The 18,878-nt window shown below is 67.5% G+C and carries 13 protein-coding genes and 1 pseudogene; 8 read left to right on the top strand and 6 right to left on the bottom strand.

What is annotated here, in order from left to right:
- Nucleotides 1-25 precede the first annotated feature (25 nt).
- Nucleotides 26-1,369, top strand: a complete 1,344-nt coding sequence (locus QZ588_RS07730) for a DUF2252 family protein (protein ID WP_295541461.1) — start codon at nt 26-28, stop codon at nt 1,367-1,369.
- A gap of 48 nt (nt 1,370-1,417) precedes the next feature.
- Here the strand turns inward: QZ588_RS07730 and QZ588_RS07725 are convergent, their stop codons facing one another.
- The 5 genes from QZ588_RS07725 to QZ588_RS07705 form a co-directional block, all read right to left on the bottom strand.
- Nucleotides 1,418-2,671, bottom strand: coding sequence for an FAD:protein FMN transferase (locus QZ588_RS07725; protein WP_295541459.1), 1,254 nt, complete (start codon nt 2,669-2,671; stop codon nt 1,418-1,420).
- A gap of 134 nt (nt 2,672-2,805) precedes the next feature.
- On the bottom strand, nt 2,806-4,545 hold the full coding sequence (glgA, locus tag QZ588_RS07720) for a glycogen synthase (RefSeq protein ID WP_295541525.1): 1,740 nt from the start codon (nt 4,543-4,545) through the stop codon (nt 2,806-2,808).
- 358 nt (nt 4,546-4,903) lie between these two features.
- Nucleotides 4,904-7,138, bottom strand: a complete 2,235-nt coding sequence (gene glgB, locus QZ588_RS07715; RefSeq protein WP_295541458.1) for a 1,4-alpha-glucan branching protein GlgB — start codon at nt 7,136-7,138, stop codon at nt 4,904-4,906.
- Between the two features lie 344 nt (nt 7,139-7,482).
- On the bottom strand, nt 7,483-8,868 hold the full coding sequence (locus QZ588_RS07710; protein ID WP_295541457.1) for a glycoside hydrolase 100 family protein: 1,386 nt from the start codon (nt 8,866-8,868) through the stop codon (nt 7,483-7,485).
- Nucleotides 8,869-8,946: 78 nt separating this feature from the next.
- Nucleotides 8,947-9,312 (bottom strand): hypothetical protein, encoded by a 366-nt coding sequence (locus tag QZ588_RS07705; protein WP_295541454.1) that lies wholly within the window; start codon nt 9,310-9,312, stop codon nt 8,947-8,949.
- A 345-nt stretch (nt 9,313-9,657) separates the two neighbouring features.
- Here QZ588_RS07705 and ubiG point away from each other — a divergent pair, with 345 nt between their 5' ends.
- Nucleotides 9,658-10,446 carry a bifunctional 2-polyprenyl-6-hydroxyphenol methylase/3-demethylubiquinol 3-O-methyltransferase UbiG gene (gene ubiG, locus QZ588_RS07700; RefSeq protein WP_295541453.1) on the top strand — a complete coding sequence of 263 codons (789 nt, stop codon included), beginning with the start codon at nt 9,658-9,660 and terminating at the stop codon, nt 10,444-10,446.
- 3 nt (nt 10,447-10,449) lie between these two features.
- Complete coding sequence (locus QZ588_RS07695) at nt 10,450-11,061, top strand: NAD(P)-dependent oxidoreductase (RefSeq protein ID WP_295541452.1); 612 nt, start codon at nt 10,450-10,452, stop codon at nt 11,059-11,061.
- Nucleotides 11,062-11,212: 151 nt separating this feature from the next.
- Here QZ588_RS07695 and QZ588_RS07690 read toward each other — a convergent pair whose 3' ends face one another.
- Nucleotides 11,213-12,526: a TRZ/ATZ family hydrolase gene (locus QZ588_RS07690; RefSeq protein ID WP_295541450.1), complete on the bottom strand. Its 1,314-nt coding sequence runs from the start codon at nt 12,524-12,526 to the stop codon at nt 11,213-11,215.
- 218 nt (nt 12,527-12,744) lie between these two features.
- Between QZ588_RS07690 and mtnA the strand changes: the two genes are divergently transcribed.
- From mtnA to QZ588_RS07665, 5 genes and pseudogenes are all read left to right on the top strand, one after another.
- Nucleotides 12,745-13,812, top strand: coding sequence for an S-methyl-5-thioribose-1-phosphate isomerase (mtnA, locus tag QZ588_RS07685; RefSeq protein WP_295541448.1), 1,068 nt, complete (start codon nt 12,745-12,747; stop codon nt 13,810-13,812).
- Nucleotides 13,813-13,860: 48 nt separating this feature from the next.
- A complete protein-coding gene (locus tag QZ588_RS07680; RefSeq protein WP_295541446.1) occupies nt 13,861-15,123 on the top strand; it encodes a divalent metal cation transporter in 1,263 nt (420 codons plus the stop codon).
- A gap of 114 nt (nt 15,124-15,237) precedes the next feature.
- A complete protein-coding gene (locus QZ588_RS07675) occupies nt 15,238-15,813 on the top strand; it encodes a Uma2 family endonuclease (RefSeq protein WP_295541444.1) in 576 nt (191 codons plus the stop codon).
- A gap of 176 nt (nt 15,814-15,989) precedes the next feature.
- On the top strand, nt 15,990-18,542 hold the full coding sequence (gene gyrA / locus QZ588_RS07670) for a DNA gyrase subunit A (RefSeq protein ID WP_295541443.1): 2,553 nt from the start codon (nt 15,990-15,992) through the stop codon (nt 18,540-18,542).
- A 139-nt stretch (nt 18,543-18,681) separates the two neighbouring features.
- A pseudogene (locus QZ588_RS07665) lies at nt 18,682-18,878 on the top strand (IS4 family transposase); the annotation flags it as partial.

The following is an 18,878-nucleotide window of genomic DNA, read 5'->3' as shown; positions in this document are numbered from 1 at the left end:
CCGCCTGACCACAAGGATTCGCGATATGTATACGACAGACAGCCCCCAACGCCGGGACCTGATCCGCGCCGAGCTCCTGCGTGTCGACGGCGTCGACCCCGGCGCCGGCGTGCCCACGCCGAAGCACCGAAAAATGGCCGCGAGCCCCCTGCGCTTCCTGCGCGGCTCGGCACAGCTCTACTACGCCGACCTCGCCGGCGGTGCGCTGCAATTACCGCCGCCACTGCTCACGCAAGTCCCCGCCACCACCGTCATGGGCGACTGCCATATTTCCAACTTCGGCTTTCTCACCGAAGAGGGCTCCCATGGCGACACCGTGGTCTTCTGCCCCAACGACTACGACGACGCCTGCATGGGCCATGCCGTCTGGGACCTAGCCCGCTATCTGGTCAGCCTGACGCTGGCGGCGGACTATTGCCGCGGCGTGCTGGATGGGCGCTACGCCGCCGACCTCGACGACCCGGCGGCGCTGACGGCGGCCACGGACGACGACGCACGCGCCGCCGGCCGCGCCTTCCTCGCCGCCTACACCCAAACCTGCCGCGAGGCCGTGGCGGACCCGGCCCGGCGCGACGGCGCGCTGACCCACTTCCCCGCGGGCCATGTGCTGCGCAAGCCCTTCAAAAAGGCCCGGCGCCGACGCGCCGGCGGCCGGGATTTCGCCACCAAGAGCGCGCTCGCAAAAGCGATCGAGCGCCGCGACGGCCGCCTGCGCTTCCGTGACCGACCCGATCGCTTCGCGGCCCTCGAGGCCGGGCGTGCCCGACAGGTGCGCCGGGCCTTTCGCCCCTACGTCGACGACACCGTGCTCGACCTGGTGCTCCGCCTGGGGGCTGGCACCGGCTCGGTGGATCTGGAGCGCTTCTATCTGCTGGTGGGGCCGCAAGAGTTCGCCGGCGACGCCGACCTGCCGCTCTGCCACCTGGTGGAAATCAAGCAACAGCGCCCGGCCAGCCCCCTGTACCACTTCCCGGACCTGCGCCCCGAAAATCGACTGGACCCGGCCCATCTCACCGTCGATTGCCAGCGCCGCATGCAGCGCAGCCCGGACATGGTGCTGGACGAGGCGGTGTGGGAAGACAAGCACTGGCTGGTGCGCTCGCGCCATCATGCGCGGGTCGGCATCGACCCCGAGGACATCGGCCTGGCAAAGCAACACCCCGGCAAACGCCTGGGCGCCTACGCCGCCGCCTGCGGCGAGGCTCTGGCGCTGGCCCACGCCCGCGGCGACCGGCGCTCGACGCGCTTCGAGGCGGCCATGGCCGCCGTCCTACCCCAGCAGACCGAGGCCCTGCTGGACGCCTGCGCCGGCTATGCCCTGCAGCACATCACCGACCACCGCCTGCTGCGGGCGCTGCTGCCCCACTGACACGCGCCCGGCGGGCCTCTGCGTCGGCGCTGTGTTGGCGGATGCGGTTCATGGCTTGTTGGACGGGTTCATGGCCTGGGTCTCGGGCTCGCTCAGCGGCGGACTCAGCTCGATCGGTGCATGCCGATCGATCATCGTCAGCCGCTCATGCAGCTCGGGGCTCATCCGCACGGTGCCGTCGCGATCGGCCAGCATCACATACTCGATCCCCAGCGTGCGGGCGACGTCCTGCCACTGATCCGGACCCGCCACGAACAAGGCGACGGCGGCCGCCGCAGCCACCGTCGCCTCCGGATGCAGCACGGTCACCGACTGGGTGTGGGTCACCGGACGGCCGGTGCGCGGATCGAGGATGCCATGATAAAGGGTGCCCTGATGCAGCCAGTTACGATCATGGACCGAGCGCGTGACGACGCTCTCGTCGGCCTCGAGACTGAGGGTTGCGAAGACGCCGGAGCCGCTCGCGCGTGGAATCGTCGCCCGCCAGGGCTGTCCGCTGCGCTCGCCGATGGCGCGCAGATTGGCACCGGTCTTGATTTGGGCATTGCGGATATCGCGCGCGCGCAGATCAGCAATCGCAAGATCGATCGCATACGCCTGCACCATCGAAGAAAAATCGAGCCGCAGGGACGTATTGCGCCCGGTCAGCTTGAGGATATCCACCTCGATGTCCGACATCTGCGGATTGGCATCGAGCAGGCGCTGGATGGCGTGCTCCGGGGGTGGGCGCATCCCCTCGGGCACATCCGTGTTGAATCCCCAGAGCGCCGTCAGCTTGCCGATGGCGGGGTTGAACAGATTCTCACTGAGATCGGCGTAGCGCTGGCTCAGATGCACCAGCGGCAACACCAGCACGGGCGCGGAAAAAGTCTCTCCGGTCGGCAGCAGACGATTGATCCGCGCCATCTGGCCGTCATTCCATGGCATGAGCGCGAGCTCCAGGTCCTGGAACTGTGTTCGAATCGTCTCGAGCGCCTGCTCCGCCTCATCCGGCCTCACCTGCACCACACTGAGGTCCACCACATCGCCGAAGGCGTCGAAGCGGGCGGTCACCGCCGGCGATTCATCGCCACAGCCGGTCAGCAGCAGCGCGGCGCTCAGCACACCGGCGCCGATCCAGTGCCGCTGGCGGCGCCGGCGCCCGCTGCGCCCGCGGCTGCGGGCAGCCCTCGCGCCTGCGACGGGGTCGTGCGGCGGCTGCTGCGGCCCGAGCGCCGGGGTGCGCGTGGGCACCGGCCCCGACGACGACGCGCCATGGGTCGGGGTGGGCTGGTTGCGACTCATCGCGTTCTGACTGCGCATGCTGTATCTCTCTGATGCTCCCCACGGGCTTGCAGCGCCCGCGGCGGATGTGGCTCATTGGGCGCTGCCCCCGGCGCACAGGCTAGCCGAGATGGGCGGCGTTGAAGCCGGCGACGCCGAGGCAGCCGCCGCCGTCAGCGATTGCGTATGAAGTCGTAGATGTTCAGGTAGTCCTGTCCGGGCTGATTCCACGAATAGTCCGCACGCATGGCGTTCTTCATCAGCTCGCGGAAGTGCTCCGGAAACTGGTAGTAGCAGTCGATGGCGCGCCCGAGGGCCGACTCCAGCCCGGGGCCGTCGTAGTCGTCGAAGCGATACCCGTTCCGCTCGTGCAGTGGGCGGTCGGAGTGGTCCTTGTCGAACACCGTATCGGCCAAACCACCGACGGTGCGCACCACGGGAATGGTGCCGTAGCGCAGGGCGATGAGCTGGGTAAGGCCGCAGGGCTCGAACTGGCTCGGCACCAGCATGATGTCCGCGCCGGCATAGATCAGGTGCGCCAGGTCCTCGTCGAAGCCGATCTCCAGGTGGCAGTCGGGGCTGTCGTTCAGCATCTGCTTCAAGCCCCAGAAATCGTTGTTGATGCCCTGATAGGGGCTCGAGCCCAGCAGGACGAATTGGGCGCCGCGCTCCAGGGCATAAAAGATCGCATGCCGCACCAGCTCCAGCCCCTTTTGCGGGTCGAGCCTGCCCACGAAGGCGACGATGGGCTTGTCGTTGTCCGCCAGCATCAAGCGCCGGCGCAGGGCGCGCTTGTTATCGTACTTGGCGTCGATGTGCTCCACCCCATAGCGGACCGGCAGGCAGTGGTCCACCTCCGGATTCCACACATCATAGTCGATGCCATTGACGACGCCGCCGTACTTCATGTGATGCGTGTGCAAGGTCGGCTCCAGGCCAAAGCCCTGGCCGCCGTCCTTGGTCTCGAACGCATAACGGGGCGATACGGTGGTCACGAAGTTGGAATAGACAACGCCGGCCTTGAGTAGATTCAATGCCCCCTTGTGCTGGTTGTCGCCCATGCGGTGCAGATCGAAAAAGTGCTCCGGCCGGTGTAGTCCGGTGGCGCGCAACAGCTCGGCGCCGGTGACACCCTGATGCTTGAAGTTGTGGATGGTCAGGCAGGCGCGCGGATGCGTCATGCCGAGCTGCTGATAGAGCTCGTACAGAAACACCGGTACCAAGGCGGTCTGCCAGTCGTGACAGTGGATGATGTCCGCATGCTTGCCGGCCTTCCACAAAAACTCCAACGCCGCGCGTGAGAAGAACGCGTAGCGCAAGACGTCGTCGGCGAAGCCATAGATACTGCCGCGGTTGAAGAAGTTGTCGTGGGAATGCGGCTCGATGAAGAAGCATTTGCGCCCATGCACGAAGCCGAAGTAGACCGTGCAGTGGATGGCCCCCTCGTACCAGGGCACCCAAAGATCCTGATAAACCTGATGCAGCTCGAAGATGTGGTCGTAGCGCAGGCTGTCGTACTTCGGCAGGATGATCTCCACATGGTTCCCGCGGATGGCCAGCTCCCGGCTCAGGCCGAAGACCACATCGGCCAGACCGCCGACCTTGGCCACCGGCGCCATCTCGGGCGTGATGTGCACGATGAACAGGCTCGGGCGCTGCTGGTGCTGGGGCGGCGGGGACGGCTCATGCCGGGGCTGCGGATGCGGCTCCGGCTCGGGCGCGTAGCCGGAGTCGGCGGGCGTAGCGGTGGTGGGCGCCGCTCTGGCGACGGTGGTGCCCTCGGGCGGCCCGGGCAGCGCCGGCGGCTCCGTCGGCGTCGGCGTCGGCGCTGGGCGTGGCGCGGTCGTGCGCTGCGCCGCAGCGGTGCCAGCGGGCGCCGATCCCGCCTGCGTGAAGGCATGCACCCGCGGCATCGGGCGCAACGCGGCGGTTTCCGCGCCCGCGGCGATGTCGTGCAGATGCGGCCGACCCTGGGCCCGTGGCGCGGCCGCCCGCTTGGGTGTCGCCGCAGCAGGGCCGGCTGTGGCGCCACCTGTCGCGCCACCTGTCGCGTCGGCTGGCGTGCCGGCGGGGGTGCGAGGCCGGGCGGCGGGCTTGGCCCCGGCCGCGGCGACTGTCTTCTTCGCAACGCGCGCGCGCTTCTTCGTGGTTTTGGTGCTCTTGGCTGCGGTCGGCTCGTCGACCGCGTTGTCCTTGGAAGTCGGCTTCTTTGCCATATCAAACCGCCTGCAGGTTCAGAAATCTCTATCGTGGTTGCGCCAAGCGAGCCATTCAGGCGGTGCGGCCTGCCGTTGGAGGCGGCCCCGAATCCGCCGCCGCTGCCTGCGGTTTCAAGATGATCCCGGCGAGGGGCGGCAGAGTGACCACCAGCGAATGGGACAGATTCATCCAGTTCACCGGCTCGGTGGCGATGGGCTCGCCGCCGTTACCCATGCCGCTGCCGCCGAATGCGGCCGCATCCGAGTTGAAGATCTCGCGGTACGGGCCGGCCGCCGGCGTGCCGATGCGATAACCCTCCCGCGGCACCGGCGTGAAATTGAGCGCCACGATGACGTGAGCGTCGCCGGCGCCATCGTCCGCCGTGCCGGGCGCCCGCCGCTGGTAGACCAGCACCGAATTGTGCGCGTCGTGACAGTCGATCCAGTCGAAGCCGCTGGGCTCGAAGTCTGCGGCGTGCAGGGGCGTCTCGTGTCGATGTAGCTCGTTCAGGGCCCGTACCAGCTGCTGTATGCCCTGGTGGAAGGGATACTGCAACACATACCAGTCCAGCACCGCCGTGCTGTTCCATTCCTCCCCCTGGCCGAATTCACTGCCCATGAACAGCAGCTTCTTGCCGGGGTGGGTATACATATAACTGTAGAGCAGGCGCAGATTGGCGAAGCGCTGCCACTCATCCCCCGGCATGCGATACAGCAGCGAGCGCTTGCCATGGGTGACCTCGTCGTGGGAGAACGGCAGCAGAAAATTCTCCGTGAAGGCGTAGATCATGCTGAACGTCAGCGCGTTCTGATGAAACCGCCGGTGGATCGGATCGTTCTTGAAATACTCCAGGGTGTCGTTCATCCACCCCATGTTCCATTTCAGATCGAACCCCAGTCCGCCCACAGAGGTCGGCCGGCTCACCTGGGACCAGGAGGTGGACTCCTCCGCCATCACCAGGGCCCCGGGCACCTGATCGTGGACGATTTCATTCAGCTCGCGCAAAAAGGCGATGGCCTCCAGGTTCTCGCGGCCGCCGTGGCGGTTGGGAATCCAGTCGGTGCGCGAATAGTCCAGGTAGAGCATGGACGCCACCGCATCCACCCGCAGGCCGTCGATGTGGAACTCCTCCAGCCAGTACAGGGCGCTCGAGATCAGAAAGTTCTTCACCTCGTTGCGGCCGAAGTTGAAGATCAGCGTCGACCAGTCCAGGTGCTCGCCCAGGCGCGGATCAGCGTGCTCGAACAGGGCGGTGCCGTCGAAGCGTGCGAGTCCATGGGCGTCCTTCGGAAAGTGGGCCGGCACCCAGTCCAGGATCACGCCGATACCGTTGGCGTGGCAGTGGTCGACCAGCCAGCGGAAGTCCTCCGGGCTGCCGAAGCGACTGGTGGGGGCATAATAACCGGTGGTCTGGTAGCCCCAGGACAAATCGAACGGGTGCTCGGTGACCGGCATCAGCTCGAGGTGCGTGAAGCCCAGATCGCGCACATAGTCCACCAGGCGCTCGGCGAGCTCCCGGTAGTTGAGCATCTCGCCCTCGGGCCCGCGCTGCCAGGAGCCCAGATGCACCTCATAGATGGACATGGGGCTGTGCAGCCAGTCGCGCTTCCTGCGCGCCGCGAGCCAGTCGGCGTCGCGCCACCGGAACCGGCCCGGCGGCTCGACGATGGACGCGGTGCTCGGGCGCACCTCGAAGCGCCGGCCATAGGGATCGGACTTCAGCAGGATGGCGCCGTCGCCGGTGCGGATCTCGAACTTGTACAGCACACCGGGCGACAGGTCCGGAATGAACAGCTCCCAAATGCCGTTGCCGTGGATGCGCATGGGATGGCGTCGTCCGTCCCAGCCATTGAGCTCGCCCACCACGCTGACCCGGGCCGCGTGTGGCGCCCACACCGCGAACAGGATGCCGGCGATGCCATCGGTTTCGTGCACATGGGCGCCGAGGAGCCGATACGCGTGCCAGTGCCGGCCCTCGCCGAACAGGTGCATATCGAAATCCGGCAGCTGCGGCGGGAAACAGTAGGGATCGTGGGCGATGTGCTCACGGTGCTCGTGATCGCGCCAGATCAACCGATAGCGCTCGGGCACGGCCGCCGCCGGACCGCGCCACTCGAAGATGTCGGTGCCCTCGCGCCGGCGCATGGCATGATTGCCATCGGCGATGGTCACCGTCTCGGCGCCGGGCAGCATCACCCTGACACAAACGCCATCGCCGTCCGCGTGCCGTCCGAGGACCGAGAACGGATCGCCATGGCTGGCATCCGCGATTTGTTGCAGGCTGTTGTCGAGCGGACTTTGGCTCATCCTCAGTACCTCTTGGGATGTCGGGGCGCACGCGGCCGCGATCACGGCGACCGCGGCCCCGGTGTGGGCCTGATAAGGGCCATATCATCACAAGTGGCCAGGGATTTCGATGCGCGGGCGCAGCGGCGTCGACCATTTTTTTGAGCGCGACGCCGCGCGCACCGCCCGGCGGGCAGTCGACCAGCGCCACACGACCAGCGCCAGCCGACCGGTGCCAGCCGACCGATGTCAGATGATCCGCGCCAGGATGCACGGCGCCAAGGGACCCGCCGACCCGCCTGCGCCGGAGCAGCTCAACAACGACGAGTCGGCGTCAACGGCCGCATCAGCGCGGCCACGCCGCACTAGGCATCCTCCTGCTCGCGCTGGTCCACGGCGCAGAACATGTCCAGCAGCCTGTCGTTCTCGACGATCTTGTGCCCCAGAATGTAGCCGGCGGCGGACCAGACCTGGCGCAGGTGGGCGCGGCGGCCGATGAGATTACCGGCGCGGCCGTCATAGTACTCGGGGAAGTTCGCCTGGGGCAGACCATGGTCGGCCACATCCAGCGCCAACTGCGCAAGGTCGCCGCGGCCGGTCTTCATGGCCGCCGCCACGAAGGCCCAGATGAGCACCGGCCAGTTGCCGCCATTGTGGTACGACCAGGGCACATTCTTCGGATCGCTGCCGGTCATGAACATCCACTCCTTGCCCACCACCGCCGGATACACCAGCTTGGCCGGCATGTTGCCAACCAAATCCTCCCAGCGATCCTGATACAGGCGCATGATGCCCTGGGCCTCGCGCTGACTGGTGATGCCAAAAATGATAGCGAGCAGATTACCCAGCGCAAAAAAGCGGAAATCCATGCGCCCGGGGCCCAGATTGCCCACCAAAAACCCCGCCCGCGCCGGCAGCCAGTCCACCACCCACTCCGGAATGGACTCCGGATAGATATTCAGCATGTTGACACTGCCGGTGCCGAACTCTTCGGTGCGGTAGCGATGAATCTCGTTCAGCCGCTCCACATCCAGCCAATAGAACAGCTGGACGTAATTGCGCAACATCTTGGCGCGCGTCTCGGCCAGCATCAGCACAGCGTGCGACTCCGGCGTATCCCGCAGCAGCTCCACCGCACTCACCAGCATGCCGTAGAACAGCGACTGGATCTCCAGCGGATGGCCATAGACCCCCATGCGCCGATCGATCATGAACGCGCCATCCGGCACCAGCAGCGTCGGAAACACCTCAAAGCCCTCGCGCAGCGTCAAATCCAGCACGCCACGCAGCGCCCGCTGCACCTCCGGCTCCAGCGCCAGCGCCTTATCGCCGGTGGCGCGACAATAAATGTTGAGCAAAATCACCCACCACATCATCGCATCCACCGGCGCCACCCGGCCGATGGCATGATCGCCGAAGTCCGCCCGAACCCGCTCCTGACCCTGCGCATCCAAGCCCACACGGAAGCTCGCCGGCAGCACCGCAGGCTCGATCTGATGACCATGAATGCGCTGGTGCTGACTGCGCAGCCGCAGCACCGTCAACAAAAAATTACGCACGATATCCGTCTCGCCGTCGGCCAGAAACACCAGCGCCGACGGGATGAAATCGCGCACAAAACAATCGTGATAATTCTCGGCCTCCGCGTCGTCCGCGGCGACGGCGGCGACGGTCCCCACCGGCGCACCGCCGTAGGTCATCACCGAGCCGCGCAGCAACTCATAGGCGGATGCAATGGCTTCTTCGTTCAAGCGTCAGGACTCCGCAGCAACTTAGGGCGACACCGATGCCGGGCACCGACGTCGAGCACAGTGGACAAAAAACCGGCGTCAGGCCAACACCTCACCCAGCAAACGGTTACTGAGCAACAGCGTCGCCACCGTCAGGCCCAAAAAGGCCAGCGCCAGCACACCATACCAGCCACGGGCCAGGCGCCGCTTGAATCGCGCCCAGCCCGTCATCTGCGCCGTCACCGGCGGCGGCACAGACGCAAAGGTGCCAATGAGCACCACCGCACAAAAACACCACAAAAAGCCGACGATAGCCGGCAGCAGCACCACATCGCTGCGCTGCGGATCACCGAACACCGCCAAATAGGCCGCCACCACAAACAACAGCGCCGCCAACGCGCTGAGCACCGGCAGCGCCGGCCGCAGCCGCCGCGCAAAACCTTGCAATCGACAGAGTAAAGCCATGGATCTCGGGGAATACCGCTCAGCCTCGCTGGACATCGATGTCAAGGGACGGTGATGCCGACCAACAACGGATACAACGCCCGCCACCCATCGCAAGCGTCCCCCGCCCGTCGATGCCCAAGCTGCGACACCATGACACGCCAGCGGCTTGGGTGTCGGCGGGCGGGGGTCTCGACCGCAGTGATGCGGTCGTGAAGCCTACAGGGACGTATCCACGGCGTCCCCCGCCCGTCGATACCCGAGCCGCGACACCCCGCGCCCAGTCTCACGACTGGCATCGGTTGCAATGTCCACGGCCTAGACAGATATCCGCCTCAACACCCCGCGCCCCACACCACAACCACCATGACCGCCGTCCACCTCACCGCCCCCGACATCGACCCGAGCGAAGTCGAATACTTCGAAAAACTCGCCCACCGCTGGTGGGACGAACAAGGCCCCTTCTGGCCCCTGCACAAACTCAACGCCTTCCGACTCGGCTACGTCCGCGACCGCCTCTGCGCCGCCTTCGCCCGCGACCCCCACACCGAGCGCCCCCTCCAGGGCCTCGACATCCTCGACATCGGCTGCGGCGGCGGCATCCTCAGCGAATCCGTCCACCACCTCGGCGCCAAAGTTACCGGCACAGAGATCACCGACAAAAACATCCGCGTCGCCGAAATCCACGCCAACTGGAGCGGCGCCGCCATCGACTACCAACTCATCACCGCCGACGACCTCGCCGCCAGCGGCGCCACCTTCGACGCCGTGCTCAACATGGAAGTCGTCGAGCACGTCGAGCACCTGCCGGACTTCCTCGCCAGCTGCGCCAAGCTCGTGCGCCCCGGCGGCGTCATGGTGGTCGCCACCATCAACCGCACCCCGGCGGCCTGGCTGAGCGCCATCATCGGCGCCGAATACATCCTCGGCTGGCTGCCCAAGGGCACCCATCACTACCGCAAGCTCGTCAAGCCCGAAGAGCTCGTCGCCGGCCTGGGGCCTGAACTGCAGGTGATCCACCAGACCGGCGTGCGCGTCAACCCCTTCAACCGCAACTTCTCCTTCAGCGGCTACAAGGGCATCAACTACATGATGGTCTTCCAGCGCGCCGCCGCCCCCAACGCCACCTCCGGCACCCCCGGCAGCGAGGCCTGAGCCATGCAGATCGCACTCTTCGGCGCCACCGGCGGCACCGGCCAACAGGTGCTGGAGCAGGCCCTGACGGCGGGACACAACATCAGGGCCCTGGTCCGCGACCCCGCCAAGCTCGCCGCCCGCGACGGCCTCACCGTCATCCCGGGCGATGTGCTCGACCAGGCCGCCACAGACGCTTGCATCGCGGGCACCGACGCCGTCATCTGCGTGCTCGGCACCAAGCCGGGCAACGAGCCGGTGGAAGCCGCGGGCACCGAGCGCATCCTCGCGGCCATGGCCAAGCACGGCGTCAAGCGCCTCATCGCCGTCACCTCCATGGGTGTCGGCGACAGCATCGATCAGATCAACCTCGCCTTCCGCGTCATCATGAATCTGACGCTGAAGCGCATCATGCAGGCCAAGGTGGAGCAGGAGCGGCGCATCATGGCCAGCGACACGGACTGGACCATCGTGCGCCCCGGCGGCCTCATCGACGGGCCGCGCACCGGCGCCTACCGCGCCGGCCTCGACAAGGCCATCAAGGCCACGCGCGTGTCGCGGGCCGACGTCGCCGATTTCGTCCTCAAGCAGCTCACCGACGACGGCTACATTCGCCACACACCAGCGGTGAGCTGAAGACCGCCCAGCCACCCGCAGGCCGCCGGGGCGTCTACCCAGGCTCGACTCGATCTGCCATCAGACGGTGCCGGCGCGGCGCCGCGGTGGCCGGCGTGCTCACGTCACAGCAGAGCGGCCAGTCCTGCCGAGCCCGGGATCGCCACGCCGGCTAGCCCGCGGCGATGCGCTCGCCCCAAGCGCGCGCCGCGGCGATGATGGCCGTCGGGTCCAGCGTTAGCGGCGCGCCGTCGCGCAGCACCTGCCGGCCGCGGATCCACACATGGCGCACCTGGTGGCTGCTGGCGGCATACACCAGTTGCGAGCAGGGATGATAAACCGGTTGGGTGTGGGCATCGCGCAGATCCACCGCCACGATATCCGCCGCCTTGCCCACCTCCAACGACCCGATCTCGTCATCCAGCCCCAACGCTTTGGCGCCGTTGAGGGTGGCCATGCGCAGCGCCTGCGCCGCCGATACCGCGTTCGCCGCGCCCGCCACACCCTTGCCCAGCAGGGCGGCCATGCGCATTTCGCCGAACAGATTCAGATCATTGTTGCTGGCGGCGCCGTCGGTGCCCAGCGCCACGTTGACGCCGGCGCTCAGCAGGTCATGCACCGGGCAGAAGCCGCTCGCCAGCTTCAGGTTGGACTCCGGACAATGCACCACCTGCGTCCCGGTGGCCGCCAACCGCCCAATCTCCGCCTCCTCCAACTGTGTCATGTGCACCGCCACCAGCTGCGGCCCCAGCAGCCCGAGTCGGTCCAGGCGGGCGATGGGCCGCTCGCCATGGGCGCGCAGCACCTGCAGCACCTCGTCCCGGGTCTCGTGCAGATGCATGTGCACCTGCACCTCCAGCTCGTCCGCCAGCGTGCGCACGCGCATGAGCGGGGCCTCGGAGACGGCATAGGTGCTGTGGGGCGCGAAGGCCGGGCGCACCAGGGCGTGATCGCGGTAGTGGGCGTGCAGCTCCAGGCCGCGGCGCAGATACTCGTCGGCGTTGTCGGCGTAGCGGGTCGGGAAGTCCACCACGATCATGCCCGCCAGCACACGCACGCCCGCCTCGGCGCAGACCCGTGCCGTGACCTCGGCATGAAAGTACATGTCGTTGAAGCAGGTCATGCCGCCCCGCAGCATCTCGAGCAGCGCCAGGCGGGTGCCGTCGGCGACGAACTCCTGATCCACCCAGCGCCCCTCGGCGGGCCAGATGTGCTCGTGCAGCCAGGTCATCAGCGGCAGGTCGTCGGCGAGCCCGCGCAACAGCGACATGGCCGCGTGGGTGTGGGTGTTGATCAGTCCCGGGATCAGCACATGGCCCGTCAGATCCAGTGTTTTGGCGGCCTCGATCTGGGTCTCGGCCTGCGCCCGCGGCAGCACGGCCGCAATGCGGCCGTCGGCGACGGCGAGGCTGTGCTGCGCCAGGGTGCTGTTGCCGGCGTCCACGGGCAGGACCCAGTCGGCATGGATCAAGAGCGCTGTCTGCATGGGCTTGTGTGCGTCGGGGCTGGGCAGGGATTGGAGTAGGGTAGGGCGATGGTCTGGCTTCGGCACCCGCGTCGCGCCGCAGCCGCCGCATCCGGGTATTGGGTTGTTGCAGGCCGGGCAGGGCATCGGCGGCGTCACCCCTTGAGCCTGCGCCTGCGAACGGCAAGAATGCCACATCTTCGCCGCAGACCGCGCCTACGCCGCCCACGAGCGCCACCATGTCCATACAGCCAGCCGATGCCCTCGCCATCCACCCGGACAACGCCATCGTCTGGCACGACGACCGGCTCTACCTGCTCGATCAGCGCATCCTGCCCGGCGAGACGCGCTTCATCGCCTGCGGCTCGGCCGCCGACACCGCCCGGGCCATCAAAGACATGGTGGTGCGCGGCGCCCCCGCCATCGGCATCACCGCCGCCTACGGCGTGGTGCTCGGGGCGCGTGCGCGCGCCGGCGCCGACCCGCTGAGCTGGCGCCAGGCCCTGGCCGCCGACATCGAGGCGCTGGCGGCGAGCCGGCCCACGGCGGTGAACCTGTTCTGGGCGCTGGAGCGCATGCGCCGGCTCGCCGAGACCCTGGACACCGCGGAGCCGGTGCCGGCGCTGCTCGCCGAGGCCCAGCGTATACACCGCGAAGACATCGCCGCCAACCGCGCCATGGGCGAGCTCGGCGCCGCGCTGATGCAGGGCCCCACCGACGTCATCACCCACTGCAACGCCGGCGCGCTGGCCACCGGCGGCTACGGCACGGCGCTGGGTGTGGTGCGCAGCGCCCACGCCGCCGGCAAAGTGCGCATGGTCTACGCCGACGAGACCCGCCCCTGGCTGCAGGGCTCGCGCCTCACCGCCTGGGAGCTGGCGCAGGCGGGCATCCCCGTCACGGTGCAGTCGGATAACGCCGCCGCCAGCATGATGGCCCGCGGCGAGATCGGCTGGGTCATCGTCGGCTCCGACCGCATCGCCGCCAACGGCGATGTCTGCAACAAGATCGGCACCTACGCCCTGGCGGTGCTGGCGCGCCACCACGGCGTCGGCTTCATGGTGGCCGCGCCCACGTCCACCATCGACATGGGCGTCGCCAGCGGCGCCGACATCCCCATCGAGGCGCGCGACCCGGACGAGGTGCTCGCCTGTGGCGGCAAGCGCATCGGCCCGGCCGGCGTGATGGCCCACAACCCGGTGTTCGATGTCACCCCGGCGGCGCTGGTGGACTGCATCGTCACCGAGCGCGGCGTCATCCGCCGGCCGGATGCCGAGCACATCCGCGCCCTGATGGCGGGCACCTGAGCCGCAGGCGGTTCACCCGGCCCCGGCCCCATGCATGACTCCAATGCCATGACTCACAGCACGCGCGCATCCCTCCTCAAGGCGCTCGGCCCCGGGCTGCTGGTGGCCTGCGCCGCCATCGGCGGCTCGCACCTGGTCTGGTCCACGCGCGCCGGCGCCGAGTTCGGTTGGCAGCTGGTCGGCCTGGTGCTGCTGGCGAATCTGTTCAAGTATCCGTTCTTTCTCTACGGCCAGAAGTACACGGCGGCCACCGGCGAATCCCTGCTCGCCGGCTACCAGCGCAGGGGCAACCTGTTCGTCTACATCTTTCTCGCCATCAACATCCTCACCGGCATCATCAACATCGCCGGCGTTTCCATGCTGAGCGCGGCCCTGCTCGCCGGCTTCGGGCTGCGGGCCCCGTCGCTGCCGCTGCTCACGGTGCTGATCATGGTCGGCTGCGCCCTGTTCATCTTCCTGGGCCATTATCGGCTGCTCGACGGCATGGCCAAGCTGGTGGTGGTGGTCCTCACCGTCTCCACCCTCGCCGCGCTGCTGCTGGCGCTCGGCGAGGGGCCGGTGATGCAGCCCGGCTTCGCGGCGCCCTCGCCCTGGACCTGGGCCTCGTTCGGCTTCCTGATCATGCTCATGGGCTGGATGCCGGCGCCGCTCGATCTCTCTGCCTGGTCGTCGCTGTGGATGTTCTCCCGCGAGCGCCAGACCGGCCACCGGGCCACCGTGGGCGAGACCCTGATCGACTTTCATCTGGGCTATTTCATGGCGGTGGCCCTGGCCGTGGTCTTCCTCGGCCTCGGCGCCCTGGTGATGTACGGCAGCGGCGAGCACTTCTCCGACAGCGGCATCGCCTTCTCCAACCAACTGATCGAGCTCTATTCGCGCAACATCGGCGCCTGGTCCTATGGGCTGATCCTGTTCGCGGCCTTCGTCACCATGCTCAGCACCTCGCTGACCTGTGTCGACGGCTACCCGCGCGCGCTCGCCGCCTGCACCACCCTGCTCGCACCCAGGCTGCTGCCGGCCTTCACCCGCGTGCATCAGGCCTGGATCCTGCTGGCGGTGATCGGCGCCTCGGTGATCGTGCTCGGCTATGTGCAGAACCTGCTGCAGCTGCTCGGCTTCGCCGCCATCGTCTCCTTCGTCACCTCACCCATCCTGGCGGTGATCAATTTTCTGGTCATGAGCGGCGACAACGTCCCGCCGGCCCATCGTCCGGGCCCCGTCCTCAGGCTCCTGAGCTGGCTCGGCATCCTGTTCTTCTTCTCCATGACCGCGGGCTTCGTCTACGCCCAGGTGCTGGGCGCCGGGGGCTAAGCGGAAGGGGCTAGGTGCCAGGGTGGCGCATTTCCCGGTTCAGCCCAGTGACTTGCGGGTTTCACGGTCGCCGACTAGGCTGAAGCATCACACGCCCCTCTCCGAACTGCCCGCATGCAAGCCGCCGCCCCGCAGACCCCGCAACGCCATCTGATCACCGTGGAAGAGTTCTTCCGCATGGGCGGGATCGGCGTGTTCGCGCCGGAGGCTCGGATCGAATTGATCCAGGGAGCATTGATCGATATGTCCCCGATCGGACCGGCGCACGCGAGTCGGACCACGCACATCAGCACCATACTCCACCGGGCGCTGGGCGAGCGTGCCATCGTCTCCACCCAGAATCCGGTCATCCTCGGTCACCTCAATGCCCCGCAGCCGGACATCGCCGTGCTGCGGGCGCAGGACGACTTCTACGCCACGGCGCACCCGCAGGCTGACGCTGTCCTGCTGCTGGTGGAAATCGCCGACAGCAGCCTCGCCTACGACCGCGACCGCAAGCTCCCGCTCTACGCCCGCTTTGCCATCCCCGAGGTCTGGCTCGTCGACATCGCGGGTCGCGCCGTCGCCATCCACCGCGATCCGCAGCCGCAGCAGGGCAGCTATCAGACCGTCTTTCCGCTGCAGCCGCCCGGCCTGATCCGGCCCGTGACGCTGCCCCAGATCGAGCTGGATCTCTCAACCTTGCTCTGACGGCACGGCTTTTCGCAAGGGTGCGGCATGCCTGCAAGGCGCCTTGGCATGTTAAGCTAACGGACTTTTTTCAGGCTTGGCGCCGCGCGCTCAGCGCAGACGTCGGGCCTCCCGCGGCCCCGGTCGCCTCGCGATCCCCGCCCGTCCGCCAACGGACCCGCTGACGCCACCCCGCCATGCCAGATTTCGCCCGAGAAGTCCTCCCCGTTCGGCTCGAAGACGAGATGCGCCAGTCGTATCTCGACTATGCCATGAGCGTCATCGTCGGCCGCGCCCTGCCCGACGTGCGCGACGGCCTCAAGCCCGTGCATCGCCGCGTGCTCTACGCCATGAGCGAGCTCGGCAACGACTGGAACAAGCCGTACAAAAAATCCGCCCGCGTCGTCGGCGACGTGATTGGTAAGTACCATCCCCACGGCGACACGGCGGTGTACGACACCATCGTGCGCATGGCCCAGTCCTTTTCCATGCGCTACATGCTGGTGGACGGGCAGGGCAACTTCGGCTCCGTCGACGGCGACTCCCCGGCGGCCATGCGCTACACCGAGGTGCGCATGGCGCGCATCGCCCACACCCTGCTGGACGACCTCGACAAAGAGACCGTCGACTTCGTCCCCAACTACGACGAGTCCGAGCACGAGCCCACCGTCCTGCCGGCGCGCTTCCCCAACCTGCTGGTCAACGGCAGCGCCGGCATCGCCGTCGGCATGGCCACCAACATCCCGCCGCACAACCTCGGCGAGGTCATCGACGGCTGTCTCGCCGTCATCGAAGACCCCATGGTCAGCGATGAGCGGCTCATGGAGCTGATTCCGGGGCCCGACTTCCCCACCGCCGCCATCATCAACGGCATCCGCGGCATCCGCGAGGCCTACCGCACCGGCCGCGGCCGCGTACAGCTGCGCGCGCGCACCCACACCGAGACCGAAAAGCGCTCCGGGCGCGAGGCCATCATCGTCACCGAGCTGCCCTACCAGGTGAACAAGGCGCGGCTGCTCGAGAAGATGGCCGAGCTGGTGAAAGAAAAGCGCCTGGAGGGCATCGCCGAGCTGCGCGACGAGTCCGACAAGGACGGCATGCGCATGGTCATCGAGGTCAAGCGCGACCACTACCCGGACGTGGTGCTGAACAACCTGTACCAGCACACGCAGATGCAGACCGTGTTCGGTATCAATATGGTGGCGCTGGTGGACGGCCAGCCGCGCACGCTCACGCTCAAGCAAACCCTCGAGCACTTCCTGCGCCACCGCCGCGACGTGGTCACCCGGCGCACCATCTACGAGCTGCGCAAGGCCCGCGAGCGCGCCCACATCCTCGAAGGCTACACCGTCGCCCTGGCCAACATCGACGAGGTCATCGCCCTCATCAAGGCCTCGCCCAGCCCCGCCGCCGCCCGCGAAGGGCTCATGGCGCGCACCTGGCCGCCGGGCGCCGTCGCCGACATGCTCGAGCGCGCCGGCGCCGACGAAACCCGCCCCGACGACCTCGAGCAGGGCTTCGGCCTGGTGGCCGAGGGCGACGCCGCCGGCCGCTACCGCCTCAGCGAGCGCCAGGCCCGCGCCATCCTCGATCTGCAGCTCCAGCGCCTCACCGGGCTGGAGCAGGACAAGATCGTCAAAGAATTCGAGGAGATCCTGAACAAGATCGCCGATCTGCTGCAGATCCTGCGCAACCCCGACCGCCTCATGCAGGTGATCCGCGAAGAGCTCGAGGCCATCAAGGCGCAATACGGCGACCAGCGCCGTACCGAGATCGTCCAAGACCAAACCGACCTCACCCTGCTCGATCTCATCGCGCCGGAAGACGTGGTGGTGACCCTCTCCCACGCCGGCTACGTCAAGGCCCAGCCGCTGTCGGAATACCAGGCCCAGCGCCGCGGCGGCAAGGGCCGCAGCGCCGCCAGCACCAAAGACGAGGACTTCATCGACCGGCTCTTCGTCGCCAACAGCCACGACACCGTGCTCTGCTTCTCCAGCCACGGCAAGGTCTACTGGCTCAAGGTCTACGAACTGCCGCAGGCGGGCTATGGCGCCCGCGGCCGGCCCATCGTCAACCTCCTGCCGCTGGAGGCGGACGAGCGCATCAACGCCACCCTGCCGGTGCCGGAGTACGAAGAGGGCAGCTTCGTCTTCATGGCCACCAGCCAGGGCACGGTCAAGAAGACGCCGCTCAAGGACTTCTCGCGGCCGCTCTCGCGCGGCATCATCGCCATCGATCTGCACGCCGATGAATATCTCATCGGCGTCGCCGTCACCGACGGCCGCCAGGACCTGATGCTCTTCTCCAGCGCCGGCAAGGCCGTGCGCTTCAACGAGTCCGAAGTGCGCTCCATGGGCCGCACCGCCCACGGCGTGCGCGGCATCTCCCTCGAAGACGGCCAGCGCGTCATCTCCCTGCTGGTGGCCGAGCCCGGCACCGTGCTCACCGTGGGGGCCAACGGCTCCGGCAAGCGCACCCCGGTGGAGGAATTCCCCACCAAGGGCCGCGGCACCAAGGGCGTCATCTCCATGCGCATCGGCGAGCGCAACGCCGAGCAAGTGGGCGCCGTGCTGGTGCGCCCCGGCGACGAGATCATGCTCATCACCGAAGCCGGCACCCTGGTACGCACCGCCGTCGACGGCATCAACGTCCTCAGCCGCAACACCTGGGGCGTCAAGCTCATCAACCTGGGCGAAGACCAGAAGCTCGCCGGCATCGAGCGCATCGTCGCCCTCAACGGCGACACCTAAAAAAAGGGGTCAGAGCCTGAGGTATCCCCACGAAAAAACTAATCAGAACAGGCGCCTGAACGTATCATCTATGGAAGAAGAGAACATGCATGGGGTTTGATGGTCCACAACGGGCGACCAAACCTATGGAGGACCCCCCATGCATGCACTGACGATTCTACAGCGTTGTGTCGCGCCGTTGCTCGCCGGCATCCACCGTCGGCGCCTGAGCGTGCTGCTTGAAGCCGTCGCCGCGACGGTCAGCGGCCCGCGGCTGACGCTGACCGAGATCGGCCGACGCTTCGGCGGCGGGACGGACCTGCGCCATCGCATCAAGCGCGCCGATCGGTTGTTGGC

This window comes from uncultured Thiohalocapsa sp. (genome assembly GCF_913062725.1).
Lineage (GTDB): Bacteria > Pseudomonadota > Gammaproteobacteria > Chromatiales > Chromatiaceae > Thiohalocapsa.
This window is presented reverse-complemented; position numbering and strand designations above follow the sequence as displayed.